The organism is Methylothermus subterraneus, assembly GCF_054656915.1.
Genome location: NZ_BAAHXK010000010.1, coordinates 21,711 through 37,581 on the forward strand (window position 1 = coordinate 21,711; position 15,871 = coordinate 37,581).

Genomic DNA, 15,871 nt, shown 5'->3' on the forward strand with positions numbered 1-15,871 from the left:
GCCGAGGCGCATGTGTCGGCGGATGGGTGGGACCGCCGTCCTGCCCAGGGCGCTTGTAAACCCGCCCTAATGTTCCGGCTGACAGCCATTGGCCGCCTGAGAACTAAAGCCTGCGACGCAAGTTGTATCCTCGTTAAATTAGGATTAGAACTTACGCAGTTGGGAGACCACAGCGCCAAGCGCCGCCTCCCCCGGCTCGAGCCAAAGCGCCTCGCGCTCGCGCCTAAGCCAGGTGAGCTGGCGCTTGGCAAGCTGCCGGGTGGCGGCAAGCGCCCTGTCGACCATGGCGGCAAAATCGTATTCGCCCGCCAGATACCCCCACACCTGGCGGTAACCGACGCTGCGGATGGCCGGCAGCCCCGGGTGGAGGTCGCCGCGCCGGTATAAGGTCTTTACCTCCTCGACCAAGCCTTGGGCGAGCATGGCAGAAAAGCGCTCGGCGATGCGCCGGTGAAGAAGCGCTCGGTCGCGCGGGCAGATCACGATCTTGACCGGCCGAAACGGCAACTCAAGCCTGGGCTCAACCTGCCAGAAGGCGCTCAGCGGCCGGCCAGTGAGTTGGTAAACCTCGAGCGCGCGCTGGATGCGCTGCGGATCGTTGGGATGAATGCGCAAGGCCGCCTGCGGGTCGACTTTGGCCAGCTTGGCGTGCAGCGCCGGCCAGCCCAAACGCTCGGCTTCGGCGTCGATCGCCCGCCGCAATTCGGGATCGGCCTCGGGCAGAGGCGCAAGCCCCTTAAGCAAAGCGTGGAAATACAGCATGGTCCCGCCTACGAGGATCGGCAGCTTGCCGCGCGCGGCGATTTCCTCGATCTTGGCGGTCGCATCGCGCGCAAAGCGCCCGGCGGAATAGCTCTCTGCCGGGTCGAGAAGATCGATCAGATGATGCGGAACCTCCGCCCGCACCTTAAGATCCGGCTTGGCGGTGCCAATGTCTAGGCCGCGGTAGATGAGGCCGGAGTCGACGCTGACGATTTCGCCGGCGAGCGTTCTGGCCAACTCCAGGGCCAGCTCGGTTTTGCCCGCGGCGGTCGGCCCCATGAGCAACAGCGCCAAAGGTCTCATTCGCGCTCAAACAGCCGATCCAAGGTCTTCCTATCCAACATCACCCAGGTCGGGCGGCCGTGGTTGCACTGGCTGCCGCGCTCGGTTTGCTCCAACTCCCGCAGCAAGGCGTTCATCTCCGCCAAGCTCAAGCGCTCTCCGGCGCGCACCGCGCTGCGGCAGGCGCAGCTGGCCAGGCGCTCGCGGATTTTCCCCTCCACCTCGCGAGAGCCGCCGAGCAATTGAAGCTCGGCGAGCACCTCGCGCAGCAGCTGGGCGACGTCGGTCTGCCCAAGCAAAGCCGGCACGGCGCGGACGAGCACCGTTTCCGGACCGAGGCGATCGAGCTCGAGGCCAAGGCGCGCCAACTCATCGAGGTAACAGGCGATGAGATCGACCTCGCGCGGGCTTAAGACCACTTGCACCGGAAGCAGTCTCTGGCGCACGAGCCGTCCCTCTTCCATCTGGCGTTTGAGCTTCTCGTACAGGATGCGCTCATGGGCGGCGTGGGCATCGACGATCACCAGGCCTTCGCGCGCCTCGGCCAAGATATAGAGCCCGTGCAGCAGAGCCTTCGCCTCGCCGAGCGGAAATTCGGCCGCGGTCGGCTTTGGCGGCTGGGCCGAATCGGCGTTTCCCCGCAGGCTTTGATAAAAGCCCAAAGACTCGCTTACCTTAAGCGGCCGAAGTTCTGAGCCTTCCGCCCCCCGCCAAACCCGAGGCGGCGCTGCGGGCCTCGCTCGCGCCAAGACTCGATACAGCGAAGAAACGATAAAGTCGCTCACCCGCCGCACGTCGCGAAAACGCACCTCGAGCTTGGCGGGATGAGCGTTGACATCCACCATTTTGGGGTCCAACTCCAGATACAACACCGCCGGCGGCTGCCGCCCGTGCGGCAGAACGTCGCGGTAGGCTAGGCGCAAAGCCGTGTTCAGCGACTTATCGCGCACCGGGCGGCCGTTGACGTACCAAAACTGCTCCGCCTGGCGGCGCGCGACCGCAGGCAAGCCGATCCAACCGCTCAGGCGCAGACCGTCGGCGGCGCAATCGACCTCCAGCGCCTGGCTTAGAAACTCTTGCCCTAGAATCTGCCCTAGGCGATCTTTGCGCTCTTGCGCCGTGTGGGCCGGCGCGAGCTGCCATACCAGGCGCTGGTTGTGGCGCAAGCTCAACCCGGTCGCAAAACGCGCTAAAGCCAAACGCTCGACGAAGTGGCGCACGTGGTTAAATTCCAACTCCTCGCGGCGTAGGAACTTGCGCCGCGCCGGGACGCTATAAAACAGGTCGGCCACAATCGCGGTGGTGCCGGGCGGATGCGCCGCCGGGGTCGGCGCCGATACTCCTTCTGGCCCCGCCTTAAGGCGCCATCCGCAAACTTCGTCCGGGGTTCGGGAAATCAGCTCCAGGCGCGCCACAGAGGCGATGCTGGGCAGCGCCTCGCCGCGAAACCCAAAGCTTTGCGCTTTGAACAAGTCTTCCAGGCAAGCGATCTTGCTGGTCGCATGGCGCGCCACCGCCAACGGCAGGTCCGCGCGGGAAATGCCGCAGCCGTCGTCGCGGACCCGGATCAAGCCGATGCCGCCTGCCTCAAGGTAAATGTCGATCTGACTGGCGCCGGCGTCCAGGCTGTTTTCCACCAGCTCCTTGACCACCGAGGCGGGGCGCTCGATTACCTCGCCGGCGGCGATCTGGCAAACCACTTGCGGCGGAAGCACGCGGATTCGGTTCATACTTCGATTATACAAAACCCAAACTTTCCCACCGGAGAAACACCGGTATTGTCCGCCCATCCGGATCTCAATAAAATAGTGAAAAATTCCAGGCAGTCAGGCGGCTGCCTTTTTACTTTTTAACACGCACTCACTTATGAACTTTGTCATGCCCACCTACGCCAGGCTCGAGGTGGCCTTCACCCGCGGTGAAGGCGTCTGGCTTTGGGACACGGAAGGCAAGCGTTACCTCGACGCCGTCTCCGGGATCGCGGTGTGCAACCTAGGCCACGCCCACCCGGCCTTGGCGCGCGTTTTGTGCGCACAAGCCAAACGCCTGTGGCACACCTCCAACCTCTATCGGATCGAACCCCAAGAGGCGCTGGCATTTGAATTGGCGCGCCTGGCCGGAATGGATAAAGCGTTTTTCTGTAACTCCGGCGCCGAGGCCAACGAGGCGGCGCTCAAGATCGCGCGCGCTTACGGCCACGCCAAAGGCATCGCCGAACCCAAGATCGTGGTCTGCGCGGGCAGCTTCCACGGCCGCACCCTCGCCACCTTGAGCGCCACCGGCAACCCTAAGGTCCAGCAGGGTTTTGCCCCCTTGGTCTCAGGATTCGTGCGGGTTCCCTACGACGATCCCGGCGCGGTGGCCGCACTGGCCCAAGACCGCGACATCGTCGCGGTGTTGGTGGAGCCGATCCAGGGCGAAGGCGGCGTCCGCATCCCGGCGCCCGGCTACCTACGCCAGCTGCGCGCGCTCTGCGATCGGCACGGCTGGTTGCTCATGCTGGACGAGGTGCAAACCGGGATCGGCCGCACCGGGGCCTGGTTTGCCTGCCAGCACGAAGGAATCGTGCCGGACGTGATGACCCTGGCCAAAGCCTTGGGCAATGGCTTTCCCATCGGCGCGTGTCTGGCGCGCGGAGAGGCGGCGGAGGTTTTGCAGCCTGGGATGCACGGCTCCACCTTCGGCGGCAATTTCCTCGCCTGCGCGGTGGCGCTGGAAGTCTTAAGGACCATCGCCCGCGATCATCTGCTCGCGCGGGCCGCGGCCTTGGGCGCGCGGCTGTTGGCCGAGTTTGGCCGCCGCCTGAGCGATTGTCCGCAAGTCCGCGCGGTCCGCGGGTGCGGGCTGATGCTCGGGATTGAACTGGATCGCCCGTGCGCCGCTCTGGTTTCGGCCGCGCTGGCGCGCGGGCTGCTCATCAACGTCACCGCCGGCAACGTCGTGCGCCTGTTGCCTCCCTTGATCCTGGAGGATGAGCAGGCCGAGTTTCTGGCGGAAACCCTCGCGGCTCTTATTCAGGAATGGCCATCGTGACCGTACGCCACTTTCTCACCCTCAAGGATTTAAGCCCAGAGGAGCTGCGCTTTTTGATCCGGCGCGCGAGCGAGCTCAAACGCCTCAAAGAGCCTTACGCTCCCCTCAAGCACAAAGTTTTGGGGATGATCTTTGAAAAAGCCTCCACCCGCACCCGGGTGTCTTTTGAAGCCGGCATGGTGCAGCTGGGCGGGGCGGCGATTTTTCTGTCTCCGCGCGACTCCCAACTGGATCGCGGCGAACCCCTAGAAGACACCGCCCGCGTCCTCTCGCGCATGGTGGATGGCGTGGTCCTGAGGACCCACCGCCACGACACCGTGGTCCGGTTTGCGGCTTATTCCCGCGTGCCCGTCATCAACGGTCTGACCGACCGCTTTCACCCTTGCCAGGTGCTGGCGGATATGCAGACGTACTTCGAGCACCGCGGCGACATCGCCGGGCGCAAGGTCGCTTGGATCGGCGACGGCAACAACATGTGCCAGTCCTACCTGGAAGCGGCGCAGCAGCTGGATTTTGAGCTGCACATCGCCTGCCCGCCAGGATACGAACCGGAAGCCGAGCTGATTCGAGAGGCCGGCGCCCACGCGGTCTTAAGCCACGATCCGATCTCGGCCGCCCGAGGCGCCGATCTGATAGTCACCGACGTCTGGGCGAGCATGGGGCAGGAACAGGAGCAAGCGCAGCGGACCGCGGCCTTCCAGGGATTTACCGTCACCTCGGAGGTCATGGCGCAGGCCGCTCCCGAGGCCTTGTTCATGCACTGTTTGCCGGCCCACCGCGGCGAAGAGGTCAGCGCCGAGGTGCTGGAAGGGCCGCAGAGCGTGGTCTGGGACGAGGCGGAAAACCGCCTGCACGCGCAAAAAGCCTTGCTCGAATTCCTCTTGACGGCGCACAATTAGTTATTTGCAAAGCCTATGATGGTCTGGATCGCTCATCAAACCGCTGTAAGATTCTTGGTTTTGGTGCTGCTTTGGGGTTTGCCGCTGTGGGCGCTGGCGGAGGAGTCTAATTTTGTCACCAATACCAAAGAGGTCCACCTGCGCGCGGGTAAGGGAACCGAGTACAAGATCTTGCGCCTGTTGCCCAGCGGCACCCCCTTGACCTTGCTGGAGCACGATTCCCAAAGCGGCTACAGCAAGGTGCGGCTGCGCGACGGCACCGTCGGCTGGGTGCTCACCCGCCACATCAGCGACGAGCGCAGCTGTCGGATTCAACTCCAAAACTTAACCGAGAAGGTTCAGCAGCTGAGCGAAGAAAACACCCGCCTTACCCAGGAACTCGGGGCTTTAAAGAGCCAGCAAGCGGCCTTAAGCACCGAAAAAACCGCGCTGAGCGACCGGGCTGCGCAATTGACCGCCGAACTCAACCGCATCCGCGCCGTCTCGGCCAATGCCCTGGCGATCGAGAACGAACGCAACCAGCTCAGAGAGCGAGTGATCGAGCTGGAGCGCGAGATCGGCCAGCTCAAACTGGAGAACCAAACCTTAAATCAGGAACAGTCGCAGCGCTGGTTCTTGATCGGCGCTTCGGTCTTGGGCGGCGGGATTTTAGTCGGGTTGATCCTGCCGCGCCTTAGCTGGCGCCGCCGTCAAAGCTGGAGTTCGTTCTAACTTTGGAGACCTTTAGATGCCTAAACGCCCTTTCTCCTCTCAGGTGGTCGACGGCATGGAGCGCGCCCCGAGCCGCGCCATGCTCCACGCCGTCGGCTTTAGCGACGAAGATTTGCAAAAACCTCAGATCGGCATCGCCTCCACGTGGAGCATGGTGACCCCGTGCAACATGCACATCGACCGACTCGCCCGGGAGGCGGCGCGCGGCGTGGACCAAAACGGCGGCAAGGCGGTGATCTTTAACACCATTACCATCTCCGACGGCATCTCTATGGGCACCGAGGGGATGAAATACTCGCTGGTCTCGCGCGAGGTAATCGCCGACTCGGTCGAGACCGTGGTGGCTTGCCAGGGCTTCGATGGGCTGGTGGCGATCGGCGGCTGCGACAAGAACATGCCCGGCTGCCTGATCGCCATCGCCCGTTTAAATCGCCCGGCGGTGTTCGTCTACGGCGGCACCATCCTGCCCGGCTGCCTTGGGGAGCAGAAGCTGGACATCGTCTCGGTGTTCGAGGCGGTCGGCGCGCGCGCCAACGGGCAGATAGACGATGCGGCTTTAAGCGCCATCGAGCACCGCGCCATTCCCGGTCCGGGCGCGTGCGGAGGGATGTACACCGCCAACACCATGGCTTCGGCGATTGAGGCCTTGGGGATGAGCCTGCCGGGGAGTTCAGCCCAAGCCGCGGTCTCTCCGGCCAAACTGGAAGACTGCGCCGCGGCCGGTGCGGCGGTATTGAAACTTTTGGAGAAGGACCTTAAACCTCGAGACATCATGACGCGCAAGGCGTTTGAAAACGCCATCACTGTGGTCATCGCCCTGGGCGGTTCGACCAACGCCGTGCTGCACCTTCTGGCCATGGCCAAGGCCTGCGGCGTGGCCTTGCGGCTCGACGATTTTACCGCGATCGGCAAGCGGGTGCCGGTATTGGCCGATTTGAAACCCAGCGGGCGCTACCACATGGCCGATCTGATCGAAATCGGCGGCATCCTACCGCTGATGAAGACCCTGCTCGAGGCCGGGCTGCTGCACGGGGATTGCCTGACCGTCACCGGCAAGACCCTGGCCGAAAACCTGGCCGAAGTTCCCCCTTATCCTCCCGGCCAGGACATCGTCCGCCCGCTCTCCGATCCGATCAAACCCGACAGCCACTTAGTGATCCTAAAAGGCAATCTGGCTCCCGAAGGGGCGGTGGCCAAGATCTCCGGCAAGGAGGGCTTGCGCTTTAGCGGCCGGGCGCGGGTGTTCGACAGCGAAGAAGCGGCGCTAAAAGCCATCCTGAACGGCACGGTGCAAAAAGGCGAGGTGATCGTGATCCGCTACGAAGGCCCCAAAGGAGGGCCGGGGATGCGCGAGATGCTCTCGCCCACCTCGGCGGTGATGGGCAAAGGGTTGGGCAAAGACGTCGCGCTCATCACCGACGGCCGCTTCTCCGGCGGTACCCACGGCTTCGTGGTCGGCCACATCACCCCGGAAGCCTACGTAGGAGGCCCCCTGGCCATCGTCGAGGACGGCGATAGGATCACCATCGATGCGCAAAGCCGCGAGTTGACCTTAGAGCTTCCCGACGGCGAGATCCAGGCGCGCCTGGCGCGCTGGCGCAAACCGGCGCCGCGCTACACCCAAGGCGTCTTGGCCAAATACGCCGTCCTCGTGAGCTCGGCCTCGGAAGGCGCGGTCACCGACTGGCAGCTGGAAACCAAGCTTTGAGCGCGCGCCTGCCCACCCCCATCGAGATGATCGCCGCCCTGGTGGCCGAGCCTTCGGTCTCGAGCGCCGATCCGCGGCTGGACCAATCCAACCTGGGGGTGGTGCACAAGCTGGCAGGTTGGCTGGAAGATTTGGGGTTCCAAATTACCCTGCAACCGGTCACCCCGCAGAAAGCCAACCTGATCGCGAGTTTAGGCCCTTTGGAAGCCGGCCAAGGACTGGTCTTGAGCGGCCACACCGACACCGTCCCTTGGGATGCGAACTTGTGGTCGAGCGATCCTTTCCGCTTGAGCGAACGCGAGGGGCGGCTGTATGGCCTTGGGGTCGCGGACATGAAGGCCTTCTTCGCCCTTGCCTTGACGGCGGTTCGGCAGCTCGATTCATCGCGCCTGCGCCGCCCCCTGATCGTGCTTGCCACGTGCGACGAGGAGAGCACCATGGACGGGGCGCGCCTCATAGCTGAAACCGGCCTGCCCGCCGGGCGGTTTGCAATCATCGGCGAGCCCACCGAGCTCAAGCCGATCCGCATGCACAAGGGGGTGCTGATGGAGGCGGTGGAGGTCATCGGCCACAGCGGCCACGCCAGCAACCCGGCCTTGGGCGCCAACGCTTTGGAAGGCATGGTCGAGGTGCTAAAAGCCTTGCTCTTATGGCGCGACGAGTTGAGGCAACTGCGCCAGCCCCAGTTTGAAGTCCCCTTTCCCACCCTGAACCTAGGAGCGATCGCAGGCGGCGACAGCCCCAATCGGATCTGCGGTCATTGCCGAGTTCTGCTCGATATTCGCCTCTTGCCGGGGATGGCCCCCGAAGCGGTACGGGAGGAGCTTAGAGCGAAGGTCCTTGCGGCCCTAAAGCCTTTCCCCAAGCTCCAGGCCAAAGTCGAGCCCTTGTTTCGGGGGCTTCCGGCTTTTGCCACCCCGGCCGACGCTCCCTTGGTCCGCCTGTGCGAGGAATTGACCGGCCACCCGGCGGCTGCGGTCGCCTTCGGCACCGAGGCGCCCTACCTGGCTTCTCTAGGGCTGGAGACGGTGATCTTAGGTCCAGGCTCCATCGCCCAAGCCCATCAACCCGACGAATACCTCCCGCGGGCGCAGATCGAGCCGGCCATCGCTCTGCTGCGCCGCCTGATCGAACACCACTGCCTGGGCTGATGGACGCAGCCGCCTACGTCCGCTGGTTCCGCCGTTCTTGCCCTTACATCCACGCCCACCGCGGCCGCACCTTCGTGGTGGCGTTCGAAGGTTATGCCCTGCTCGATCCGGCTTTCCCTCATCTCATCCACGATCTGGCCCTGCTCCACGGCCTGGGGATCCGGCAGGTCCTCGTGTACGGCCTGCGCCCCCAGATCGAGGCGCGCCTCAAAGCCCGCGGGCTTGAGCTGCGCTATTTCGAGGGGCTGCGCGTCACCGACGCGGCCGCGTTGGAGTGCGTTAAAGAAGCGGCAGGTCAAGCGCGACTCGAGATCGAGGCGCTGTTTTCCATGGGCTTGGCCGACTCCCCCATGGCCGGAGTGCGGATCCGGGTCAGCTCGGGCAACTTCGTCATCGCCAAGCCGGTGGGCGTGCGCGAGGGGGTGGACTTTGAGTACACGGGGGAGGTCCGGCGCATCGACCGCGAAGGCATCGTCCAGCACCTAGACCAAGGCAGCGTGGTGCTTTTGGCCCCCATCGGCTACTCTCCCACCGGCGAGGTATTCAACTTGAGCGCCGAGGAAGTCGCGGTGGCCGCCGCCTGCGCCCTCAAGGCGGACAAGCTCTTGATCCTGACCGAATCCCCGTGCCGGACCCTAAGCGACCCGCAACCTATCCCCCAGCTGACCTGCCAGGAAGCGCGCGCCCTGCTGGAGCAAGGGGCTTTCGACGCGGGCGTTTCCCGCCACGTCCAGGCGGCGGTGGACGCCGTCCAGCAGGGCGTCGGCCGGGTCCACCTCCTCGACCGCCACGTGGACGGGGCTTTACTCCTGGAGCTGTTTTCCCGCGACGGCATCGGCACCCTGATCGCGGCCGAGCCGTTTGAGACCTTGCGCCCGGCCGCCTTGGACGACATCCCGGGGATCCTCGAGCTGATCGAACCGCTCGAACGCGAGGGGATCTTAGTCAAACGCTCGCGGGAGAAGCTGGAGACGGCGATCGGCGATTTCTGGGTCGTCGTCCGCGACGGCCTGGTGGTCGGTTGCGCCGCCCTCCACGCCTTTCCTAACGCGCGGTTGGGGGAACTGGCGTGCCTGGCCCTGCACCCCGATTACCGCGGCCAAGGCCGCGGCCAGCGCCTGCTGGAGCGCATCGAAGAGCAGGCCCGGCGGCAAGGCCTGACCGGCCTGTTCGTGCTGACCACGCGGGCCTCCCACTGGTTCCTGGAGCGCGGCTTCCAGCCGGCGAGCTTTGCCGACCTTCCCCTGGAGCGCAGGCAATGCATCAACCGCAAGCGCAACTCGAAAGTGCTCCTGAAGCGACTTTGACGCTTACCGCGCGCGGCGAGCCGCTCAAAGTCCTGCAGCTGTCCGACTGCCACCTGCGCGAGCAGCCGGGTCAGCTTCTCATGGGCGTGGACACCGAGCAGAGCCTGCTGGACGTGTTGGCCCACCTTGAGCGCTGCGCTCTTTGGCCGCCGGATTTGATCCTGCTCACCGGGGATCTGGTCCAGGATCCATCCGCTTCCGCCTACGAGCGCTTGCTTTGCCACCTGGAAAGCCTACACCTTCCTTGGGTGGCCTTGCCTGGCAACCACGACGACCCGGAATGGATGGCCCGCATCTTGGGCCGCTCGCAGATCCTGCATTGCGCTAAACGCATTTTGACCCCAAGCTGGCAGATCCTGTGCTTGAACAGCCACCTGCCCGGCTCCCCTGCGGGTTATTTAAACGCAGGCGAACTGGAATTTTTAACCCAGAGCCTAAAACACGGCCCAGACCTGCCTACCCTAGTCGCCGTCCATCACCCGCCGCTCTCTATCTGCAGCGCTTGGATGGACACCATGGCGCTGGTCAACGGGGAGGAGCTTTTGCGCTTGCTCGAGCGCTTCCCCAAAGTCAAAGGCGTGGTCTTCGGCCACGTGCATCAGGTCATCGCTAGCCGTTATGGCTCAATTGGACTGTGGAGCGCCCCGTCCACCTGCTTTCAGTTCCAACCCGGCGCGCCCAGTTTTGCCCTCGACCCAAGTCCTGCCGGCTGGCGCTGGCTGGAACTTCATGCCGACGGCCAAATCCAGACCTGGGTAGAGCGGCTAGATCACTTGCCGCCGGGGCTGGACGTTGCCCTACCCGGCTACTGAAGTCAAAAGCGAAACGATACCAGCAGGGAAAACAGGTGCCAGTTTTTCTGCCGGTCTCGGTCTGAGTTGTCCGAGACCGGCAGCCAACCGGTGCCGTCCACGCGGTGGTACTCGGCGCGCAGCATCCAGGAAGAACTTAAATCCCAGCGCACCCCGACGGTAAAGTCGCGGGCAAAGCGCGTATGGCGGGGGCGACCGGTCAAGGCGGCGAATTTCCGGCCGCTGGTGTCGTCGCGGTCGGCAAAGAACACGTCGTACCGGCCGACCAGCTCGAGCCTGGGCAAAATCCGGTACGCCGCTTGCAGATAATAGCTCTCCCCGGTGTCGGAGCGGTCCGGCAAAAACCGCCCAAACCCGGAAAGCCGAAGGAAACGCAGAGCGTACTCTCCGGTCAGGGTGAACTTTTCGGTCTCGTATTGGAGCGAGAAAATTACCGGCACCAGGGTCGTCTCCCCGGCCTGAAACGGATTGGCGCCCTTGGGATCGTAGCGCGGGCGCACCTTGCCGCCGGTAATGGCAAAACGCCAAGCCCGCTGGGGCGATTCGTACGTCAACCGCCCAAGATAAGACAAGCGGGTCTTAAAGCGCCCAGGCCAGTTGCGCCCCACCACCAGGCGCTCAAACTCTTTATCCTGCACTCCGTTGGGCCACCCCAGCGCAAAGCGCAGCGACCATTCTCCCCACGGCGTTGAATATTCTCCGTAGAACTGTCCGCCGTCGCTGGACAACCCTAAGTTACGGGTACGGTCAAAATAAATGCTCTGCGGCAGGAAGATCGTCGGCCGAGTGAAGGCCACGTCGCGGGTTTCGTTGTACAGGCCCAAGGGATTTTTCACCCGCCCGAGCAGGAGGCCTGCCCGGCCTTGGGCGCCGGACCAAAACGCGCAATCGGCCAGGGCGTAATCTAAGCGGAATTCTTTGGGGCTGACCTCCCCGGAACGGCGAAACAGCCCTTGCGCACTCAGCAGCAGCGGCCCGTAAGGGCGGGTCGAGACGTTGACACCGGCCTCGGTAAAGGCCAAACTGCCGTGATGGCTGGCGCCAAAAAAGCGGTTGGCCGAAGTCAGGACAAAACCCTGGCTCAGGAAACCGTGGACCTGCGCGGTGTTGATCCAAGCCGGTCCTTCAGCGTGGACCGCTGTGATCCATAGCAGAAATACCGGCGCGATCCAGATACGTTGCACGCTGAAATCCCCTTGAGCATTCAAAATAGCCGTCCAAACCCTAGCGCACCGTGATCGCCTTCACGGAGGCGTCCTGCTGGATTCTGTCGGTATAGCCGATGGCCCCCGGCACGGCAGCGATGCGCTTTTGCATTTCTTCTACGCTCGAGACTTCGATCGGGGCCTGGCCGGTGCCGGAAAACACGCCCCGGTCCCAGATCCGGCGCAACTGATGGGGATAAACGTTGAGGACCTGCTTGCAAAACGCCCGGTGGAGGGGATGATCGTCGGGCAGTACGAACACTTGGATCGGCGTGCCGTCTGGCCAAGTCCGGCGGCGCATGGCGAAAATCGCCCGCAGCTCGTCGCGGGAGAGGGAATCTAGGGCCACGTGGGGATGGATGAGAACCGCCGGAACCGAGAAGTCGGCGCCATAAAGCAAACTGCTGACTCCCCAAAGCGCCAACCAAACCAACCCGAGGCAGAAAGATCGAGACACTTTACCCCCTTTATGCCCGCCCCGCTTGCCTCTGAAGCTTAAAATTTAAAATCGACCGCGGGCAGTCAAGAAGCTTTTGGGATCGATGGGGACCGAGCCTTGGATTAGCAATTCGCCCAGCTCTGCGAGGGCTTGGCGGTAAACTTCGCGCTTGAAGTAGACCACCTCGCGCACCGGTTGCCAATACTCCACCCAGCGCCAGGCATCGAACTCGGGCCGGCGGCCAAGGTCTAGGCGGATGCGGTCTTCGCGCGCCTTCAAGCGGAGCAGGAACCAGATTTGTTTTTGGCCGATGCAAAGCGGCACGGAATCGCGCCGAATATACCGCTCAGGCAGCCGATACCGCAGCCAACCCCGGGTCCGGCCGATCACCTCGACGTCCCTTCGCAGCAGGCCGGTCTCCTCGTACAACTCGCGGAACATGGCTTCTTCCGGGCTTTCCTTAGACCGCATCCCCCCTTGCGGGAACTGCCAGGAACGCATCCCGATCCGCCGCGCCCAAAACACCCGTCCGGCATCGTTGCACAGCACGATGCCTACATTCAGGCGATAACCTTCAGGATCGATCATGGTCCAAAAGCGGCCGCCGGATTTTGGTAGAATTTTTATCGTTCATGGCAGATAACCTACACAACCCGCCTTGGCATCGCAAGTGATTCCGACCCCCGCGCTGGCCCTTTTCGACCTGGACAACACCCTCCTCGGCGGCGACAGCGACTATTTGTGGGGGCAGTTCCTGGTAGAGCAGGGAATCGTCGATCCGGCCGCCTACGAGGCGGCCAACCGCCGCTTCTACGCCGACTATCGCCAAGGGAGGCTGGATATTGCCGCGTTTTTGGAATTCTCCTTAAAACCCTTAAGCGAGCACCCCGTGGAGTTTTTGCTGGCTCTGCGCCAGCGCTTCGTGGAGACCAAGATCGCCCCCTTGATCCTGCCTGCCGGGCGGGCGCTGGTGGAATACCACCAAAACCGCGGCGATCTCGTGGCGATCGTCACCGCGACCAACGCCTTCGTCACCGAGCCGATCGCAAAGCTCCTTGGTGTCCCGCATCTTCTGGCCACCCGCCCAGAATTCCGGCACGGCCGCTACACCGGGCGGTTCGTCGGGATTCCGTGTTTTCAGCACGGCAAGGTCTTGCATCTTAAGGAATGGCTGCGCGACAAGGCGCTCGAACCGGAGCGGGCAGTTTTCTACAGCGACTCGCACAACGACCTGCCGCTGCTCGAACAGGTCCCGCATCCGGTCGCGGTCGACCCCGATCCGGTCCTAGAAGAGGTCGCCCGCCAACGCGGCTGGACGGTTCTTTCCCTGCGCCAAGCTCTAGAGCCGGTGCTGCTCAGCGGCCCCCCGTGGCCGCCCCGATAAGGTTTTTATTTTTTGCGGATCCAGTAGTGAAACACGCCGCCGTGTTCGCGGTGGTTTAAAATCGCATTGCCGGTCTGCTCGGCGAAAACGCCAAAATCCAACACCGACGCCGGATCGGTGGCGATCACGTGGACCACCTGGCCGCTTGCCATCTCGTTCAAGGTCTTTTTCAAGCGCAACAGCGGCAGAGGGCAATTGAGACCTGAGGTGTCCAATTCGCGGTCGAACTCCATAGTTGATGTCAAGCCCAAATAGCCGGGTCAAAATGATAGCAAACTTCGGACCGCTCCGATGGACTTCCTGCCGATATCCTTAAGGTTACAAGGCAAACCCTGCCTGATCGTCGGCGGCGGCAAGGTGGCTCTGCGCAAGGCCGAGCTTCTGCTGCGCGCCGGCGGGCAGGTGACGGCGCTCGCCCCGGCCTTTTGCCCAGAACTGGAGCGCCTGGCCCAGGAGGGCAAGCTCGCGCTGCGGCGCAAGGCTTTTGCCGTGCCCGATCTGGCCGGCTGCTTTGTGGTGATCGCCGCCACCGACGACCGCGCGCTCAACCGCGCGGTCGCCCAAGCGGCCCAACAGCGCGGCATCTTGGTCAACGCCGTCGACCAGCCCGAGTCTTGCGACTTCATCTTGCCCGCCATCGTCGACCGCGCTCCGGTCGTCGTCGCCATCTCTAGCGGAGGGCGCGCGCCGGTCCTCGCGCGGTTGCTCAAAACCCGCCTGGAAAGCTTGATCCCCGCCGGTTTTGGCCGGCTCGCCGAGCTCGCCGGCCGCTTCCGCGCCCAAGTCAAGCAGGCCATCGCCGACCCCAAGCGGCGCCGCAGCTTCTGGGAACAGGCGCTGACCGGCGCGCCGGCCGAGCTGCTTTTAGCCGGACAAGGCGCCGCTGCCGAGGCCGCGCTGGCGAAGGCGTTGGAAGAGTCGAGCGCCTTGGCTCCCTTAGGTTACGTGGCCCTGGTCGGAGCCGGTCCCGGCGATCCGGAGCTTTTGACCTTGCGCGCCCTGCGCCTGCTGCAAGAAGCGGACGTGGTGGTGTACGACCGGCTGGTCTCGACCGAAATCCTAAATCTCATCCGGCCCGAGGCGGAAAAGCTCTACGCCGGCAAATCCCGCGGCGACCATTCGCTGCCGCAGGAGACCATCAACCAGCTGCTGGTGCGTCTGGCCAAGGAGGGCAAGAAGGTGGTGCGCCTCAAAGGCGGCGATCCGTTCGTCTTCGGGCGCGGCGGAGAGGAGATCGAGACCTTGGCCGGCGAGGGGATTCCCTTCCTGATCGTGCCCGGCATCACCGCCGCCTTAGGCTGCGCCAGCTACGCCGGGATCCCGCTCACCCATCGTAAGTACGCTCAATCTTGCCTGTTCGTCACCGGCCACCGCCAGGGGGACCGGCCGAACCTGGACTGGGACAAGCTCGTTGTCCCGCGCCAGACTTTGGTGATCTACATGGGAACGCTGGGGCTCAAGGAAATCTGCCAGGCCTTGATCGAGCACGGCATGCCGCAAGAGATGCCGGCGGCCTTGATCGAATCGGGAACCACAGCGCGCCAGCGGGTGATCGTCGCCACGGTGGCGACTTTAGCCGATCGGACCCGGGCGGAAAACGCCAAGCCCCCGGCCTTGATCATCATCGGGGAGGTCGTGAAGCTGCGCGCAAAATTGGCCTGGTTTAAAAAAACGCGGCTGGCCTGAGAAAGGCCGGCCGCTGTAAGTTAACGCCGGGCGGCTTATTTGCCGCAAGACTTGATCTTGGCGTCCAAAGTGGCCGGCTTTTGCACCTTGCCTTTGCCTTCGGCCACCGCCTGCAAGTAGGCGTACAAAGCCTCCAGCGCCTGGCTTTCGCTCATACACGCGCTCTTGACCAAGCCGATCTCCATGATCTGCGGCGCCATCGCCACCATGATGGTGCCGGGGCGGCCGTTTTTGACCACGTTGATGAACTCTTCCTTGCTCAGCTTTTTGATGCTCTGGGTGAGGTCCGGGAACGGGCGCACGTCGTGGCAGGTGCCACAACCGCGACCGGCAGCGCGCTCGTAGATCTTCATTCCCAAGAACAGGTTCTCTTCCGGCGTGAACTCCACCGCCAAAGCCGACGAAGACGCTGCAGCTACCATAGCCGCGCCAAACACCAAGTTGCGCAATTTAGTCATCGTTCCTCCTTCAAGTTTATTTTTAACCACAGAA

The 15,871-nt window shown here is 63.6% G+C and carries 16 protein-coding genes; 9 read left to right on the plus strand and 7 right to left on the minus strand.

The genetic code is table 11. The features are described 5' to 3' along the window. Positions 1 to 144: 144 nt before the first annotated feature. Both miaA and mutL read right to left on the minus strand, forming a co-directional pair. On the minus strand, positions 145 to 1,065 hold the full coding sequence (miaA, locus tag ACYQ3M_RS09475; protein ID WP_460035839.1) for a tRNA (adenosine(37)-N6)-dimethylallyltransferase MiaA: 921 nt from the start codon (positions 1,063 to 1,065) through the stop codon (positions 145 to 147). Further along, complete coding sequence (gene mutL / locus ACYQ3M_RS09480) at positions 1,062 to 2,774, minus strand: DNA mismatch repair endonuclease MutL (RefSeq protein WP_460035840.1); 1,713 nt, start codon at positions 2,772 to 2,774, stop codon at positions 1,062 to 1,064. Before mutL ends, miaA begins: the two co-directional genes overlap by 4 nt. Positions 2,775 to 2,910: 136 nt before the next feature. Between mutL and ACYQ3M_RS09485 the strand changes: the two genes are divergently transcribed. The 7 genes from ACYQ3M_RS09485 to ACYQ3M_RS09515 are packed head-to-tail and all read left to right on the plus strand — an operon-like array spanning position 2,911 to position 10,665. Next, positions 2,911 to 4,077, plus strand: coding sequence for an acetylornithine transaminase (locus ACYQ3M_RS09485; protein WP_460035841.1), 1,167 nt, complete (start codon positions 2,911 to 2,913; stop codon positions 4,075 to 4,077). Beyond that, positions 4,074 to 4,976 (plus strand): ornithine carbamoyltransferase, encoded by a 903-nt coding sequence (gene argF, locus ACYQ3M_RS09490; protein ID WP_460035842.1) that lies wholly within the window; start codon positions 4,074 to 4,076, stop codon positions 4,974 to 4,976. The genes ACYQ3M_RS09485 and argF overlap by 4 nt, the downstream gene beginning before the upstream one ends. A 15-nt stretch (positions 4,977 to 4,991) precedes the next feature. Then, complete coding sequence (locus ACYQ3M_RS09495) at positions 4,992 to 5,687, plus strand: TIGR04211 family SH3 domain-containing protein (protein WP_460035843.1); 696 nt, start codon at positions 4,992 to 4,994, stop codon at positions 5,685 to 5,687. 16 nt (positions 5,688 to 5,703) lie between these two features. Further along, positions 5,704 to 7,395, plus strand: a complete 1,692-nt coding sequence (ilvD, locus tag ACYQ3M_RS09500) for a dihydroxy-acid dehydratase (protein WP_460035844.1) — start codon at positions 5,704 to 5,706, stop codon at positions 7,393 to 7,395. Next, on the plus strand, positions 7,392 to 8,546 hold the full coding sequence (argE, locus tag ACYQ3M_RS09505) for an acetylornithine deacetylase (protein ID WP_460035845.1): 1,155 nt from the start codon (positions 7,392 to 7,394) through the stop codon (positions 8,544 to 8,546). The genes ilvD and argE overlap by 4 nt, the downstream gene beginning before the upstream one ends. Beyond that, positions 8,546 to 9,853 (plus strand): amino-acid N-acetyltransferase, encoded by a 1,308-nt coding sequence (gene argA / locus ACYQ3M_RS09510; RefSeq protein ID WP_460035846.1) that lies wholly within the window; start codon positions 8,546 to 8,548, stop codon positions 9,851 to 9,853. Before argE ends, argA begins: the two co-directional genes overlap by 1 nt. Further along, on the plus strand, positions 9,805 to 10,665 hold the full coding sequence (locus ACYQ3M_RS09515) for a phosphodiesterase (protein ID WP_460035847.1): 861 nt from the start codon (positions 9,805 to 9,807) through the stop codon (positions 10,663 to 10,665). The genes argA and ACYQ3M_RS09515 overlap by 49 nt, the downstream gene beginning before the upstream one ends. A 2-nt stretch (positions 10,666 to 10,667) precedes the next feature. Here ACYQ3M_RS09515 and ACYQ3M_RS09520 read toward each other — a convergent pair whose 3' ends face one another. From ACYQ3M_RS09520 to ACYQ3M_RS09530, 3 genes are read right to left on the minus strand one after another with little or no spacing between them, the layout of a single operon-like run. Beyond that, positions 10,668 to 11,849, minus strand: a complete 1,182-nt coding sequence (locus ACYQ3M_RS09520) for a TonB-dependent receptor (protein ID WP_460035848.1) — start codon at positions 11,847 to 11,849, stop codon at positions 10,668 to 10,670. A gap of 40 nt (positions 11,850 to 11,889) precedes the next feature. Next, on the minus strand, positions 11,890 to 12,327 hold the full coding sequence (locus tag ACYQ3M_RS09525; protein WP_460035849.1) for a hypothetical protein: 438 nt from the start codon (positions 12,325 to 12,327) through the stop codon (positions 11,890 to 11,892). Between the two features lie 45 nt (positions 12,328 to 12,372). Continuing rightward, positions 12,373 to 12,897, minus strand: a complete 525-nt coding sequence (locus ACYQ3M_RS09530) for an RNA pyrophosphohydrolase (RefSeq protein WP_460035850.1) — start codon at positions 12,895 to 12,897, stop codon at positions 12,373 to 12,375. Between the two features lie 82 nt (positions 12,898 to 12,979). Here ACYQ3M_RS09530 and ACYQ3M_RS09535 point away from each other — a divergent pair, with 82 nt between their 5' ends. Further along, positions 12,980 to 13,693, plus strand: coding sequence for a histidinol-phosphatase (locus ACYQ3M_RS09535; protein ID WP_460035851.1), 714 nt, complete (start codon positions 12,980 to 12,982; stop codon positions 13,691 to 13,693). Positions 13,694 to 13,698: 5 nt separating this feature from the next. On the opposite strand, the gene ACYQ3M_RS09540 is transcribed toward ACYQ3M_RS09535, so the two are convergent. Continuing rightward, a complete protein-coding gene (locus ACYQ3M_RS09540) occupies positions 13,699 to 13,938 on the minus strand; it encodes a sulfurtransferase TusA family protein (protein WP_460035852.1) in 240 nt (79 codons plus the stop codon). Positions 13,939 to 13,984: 46 nt separating this feature from the next. Here ACYQ3M_RS09540 and cysG point away from each other — a divergent pair, with 46 nt between their 5' ends. After that, entirely contained in the window at positions 13,985 to 15,379 is a 1,395-nt protein-coding gene (cysG, locus tag ACYQ3M_RS09545; RefSeq protein WP_460035853.1) for a siroheme synthase CysG, read from the plus strand. 35 nt (positions 15,380 to 15,414) lie between these two features. Here the strand turns inward: cysG and ACYQ3M_RS09550 are convergent, their stop codons facing one another. Continuing rightward, positions 15,415 to 15,837 carry a c-type cytochrome gene (locus tag ACYQ3M_RS09550; protein WP_460035854.1) on the minus strand — a complete coding sequence of 141 codons (423 nt, stop codon included), beginning with the start codon at positions 15,835 to 15,837 and terminating at the stop codon, positions 15,415 to 15,417. Positions 15,838 to 15,871: the final 34 nt, after the last annotated feature.

Coding starts and splice junctions, on each gene's coding strand:
- miaA (WP_460035839.1), bottom strand. CDS start 1,065: ATGAGACCTTTGGCGCTGTTGCTCATGGGGCCGACCGCCGCGGGCAAA.
- mutL (WP_460035840.1), bottom strand. CDS start 2,774: ATGAACCGAATCCGCGTGCTTCCGCCGCAAGTGGTTTGCCAGATCGCC.
- ACYQ3M_RS09485 (WP_460035841.1), top strand. CDS start 2,911: ATGAACTTTGTCATGCCCACCTACGCCAGGCTCGAGGTGGCCTTCACC.
- ACYQ3M_RS09495 (WP_460035843.1), top strand. CDS start 4,992: ATGATGGTCTGGATCGCTCATCAAACCGCTGTAAGATTCTTGGTTTTG.
- ilvD (WP_460035844.1), top strand. CDS start 5,704: ATGCCTAAACGCCCTTTCTCCTCTCAGGTGGTCGACGGCATGGAGCGC.
- argA (WP_460035846.1), top strand. CDS start 8,546: ATGGACGCAGCCGCCTACGTCCGCTGGTTCCGCCGTTCTTGCCCTTAC.
- ACYQ3M_RS09515 (WP_460035847.1), top strand. CDS start 9,805: ATGCATCAACCGCAAGCGCAACTCGAAAGTGCTCCTGAAGCGACTTTG.
- ACYQ3M_RS09530 (WP_460035850.1), bottom strand. CDS start 12,897: ATGATCGATCCTGAAGGTTATCGCCTGAATGTAGGCATCGTGCTGTGC.
- cysG (WP_460035853.1), top strand. CDS start 13,985: ATGGACTTCCTGCCGATATCCTTAAGGTTACAAGGCAAACCCTGCCTG.
- ACYQ3M_RS09550 (WP_460035854.1), bottom strand. CDS start 15,837: ATGACTAAATTGCGCAACTTGGTGTTTGGCGCGGCTATGGTAGCTGCA.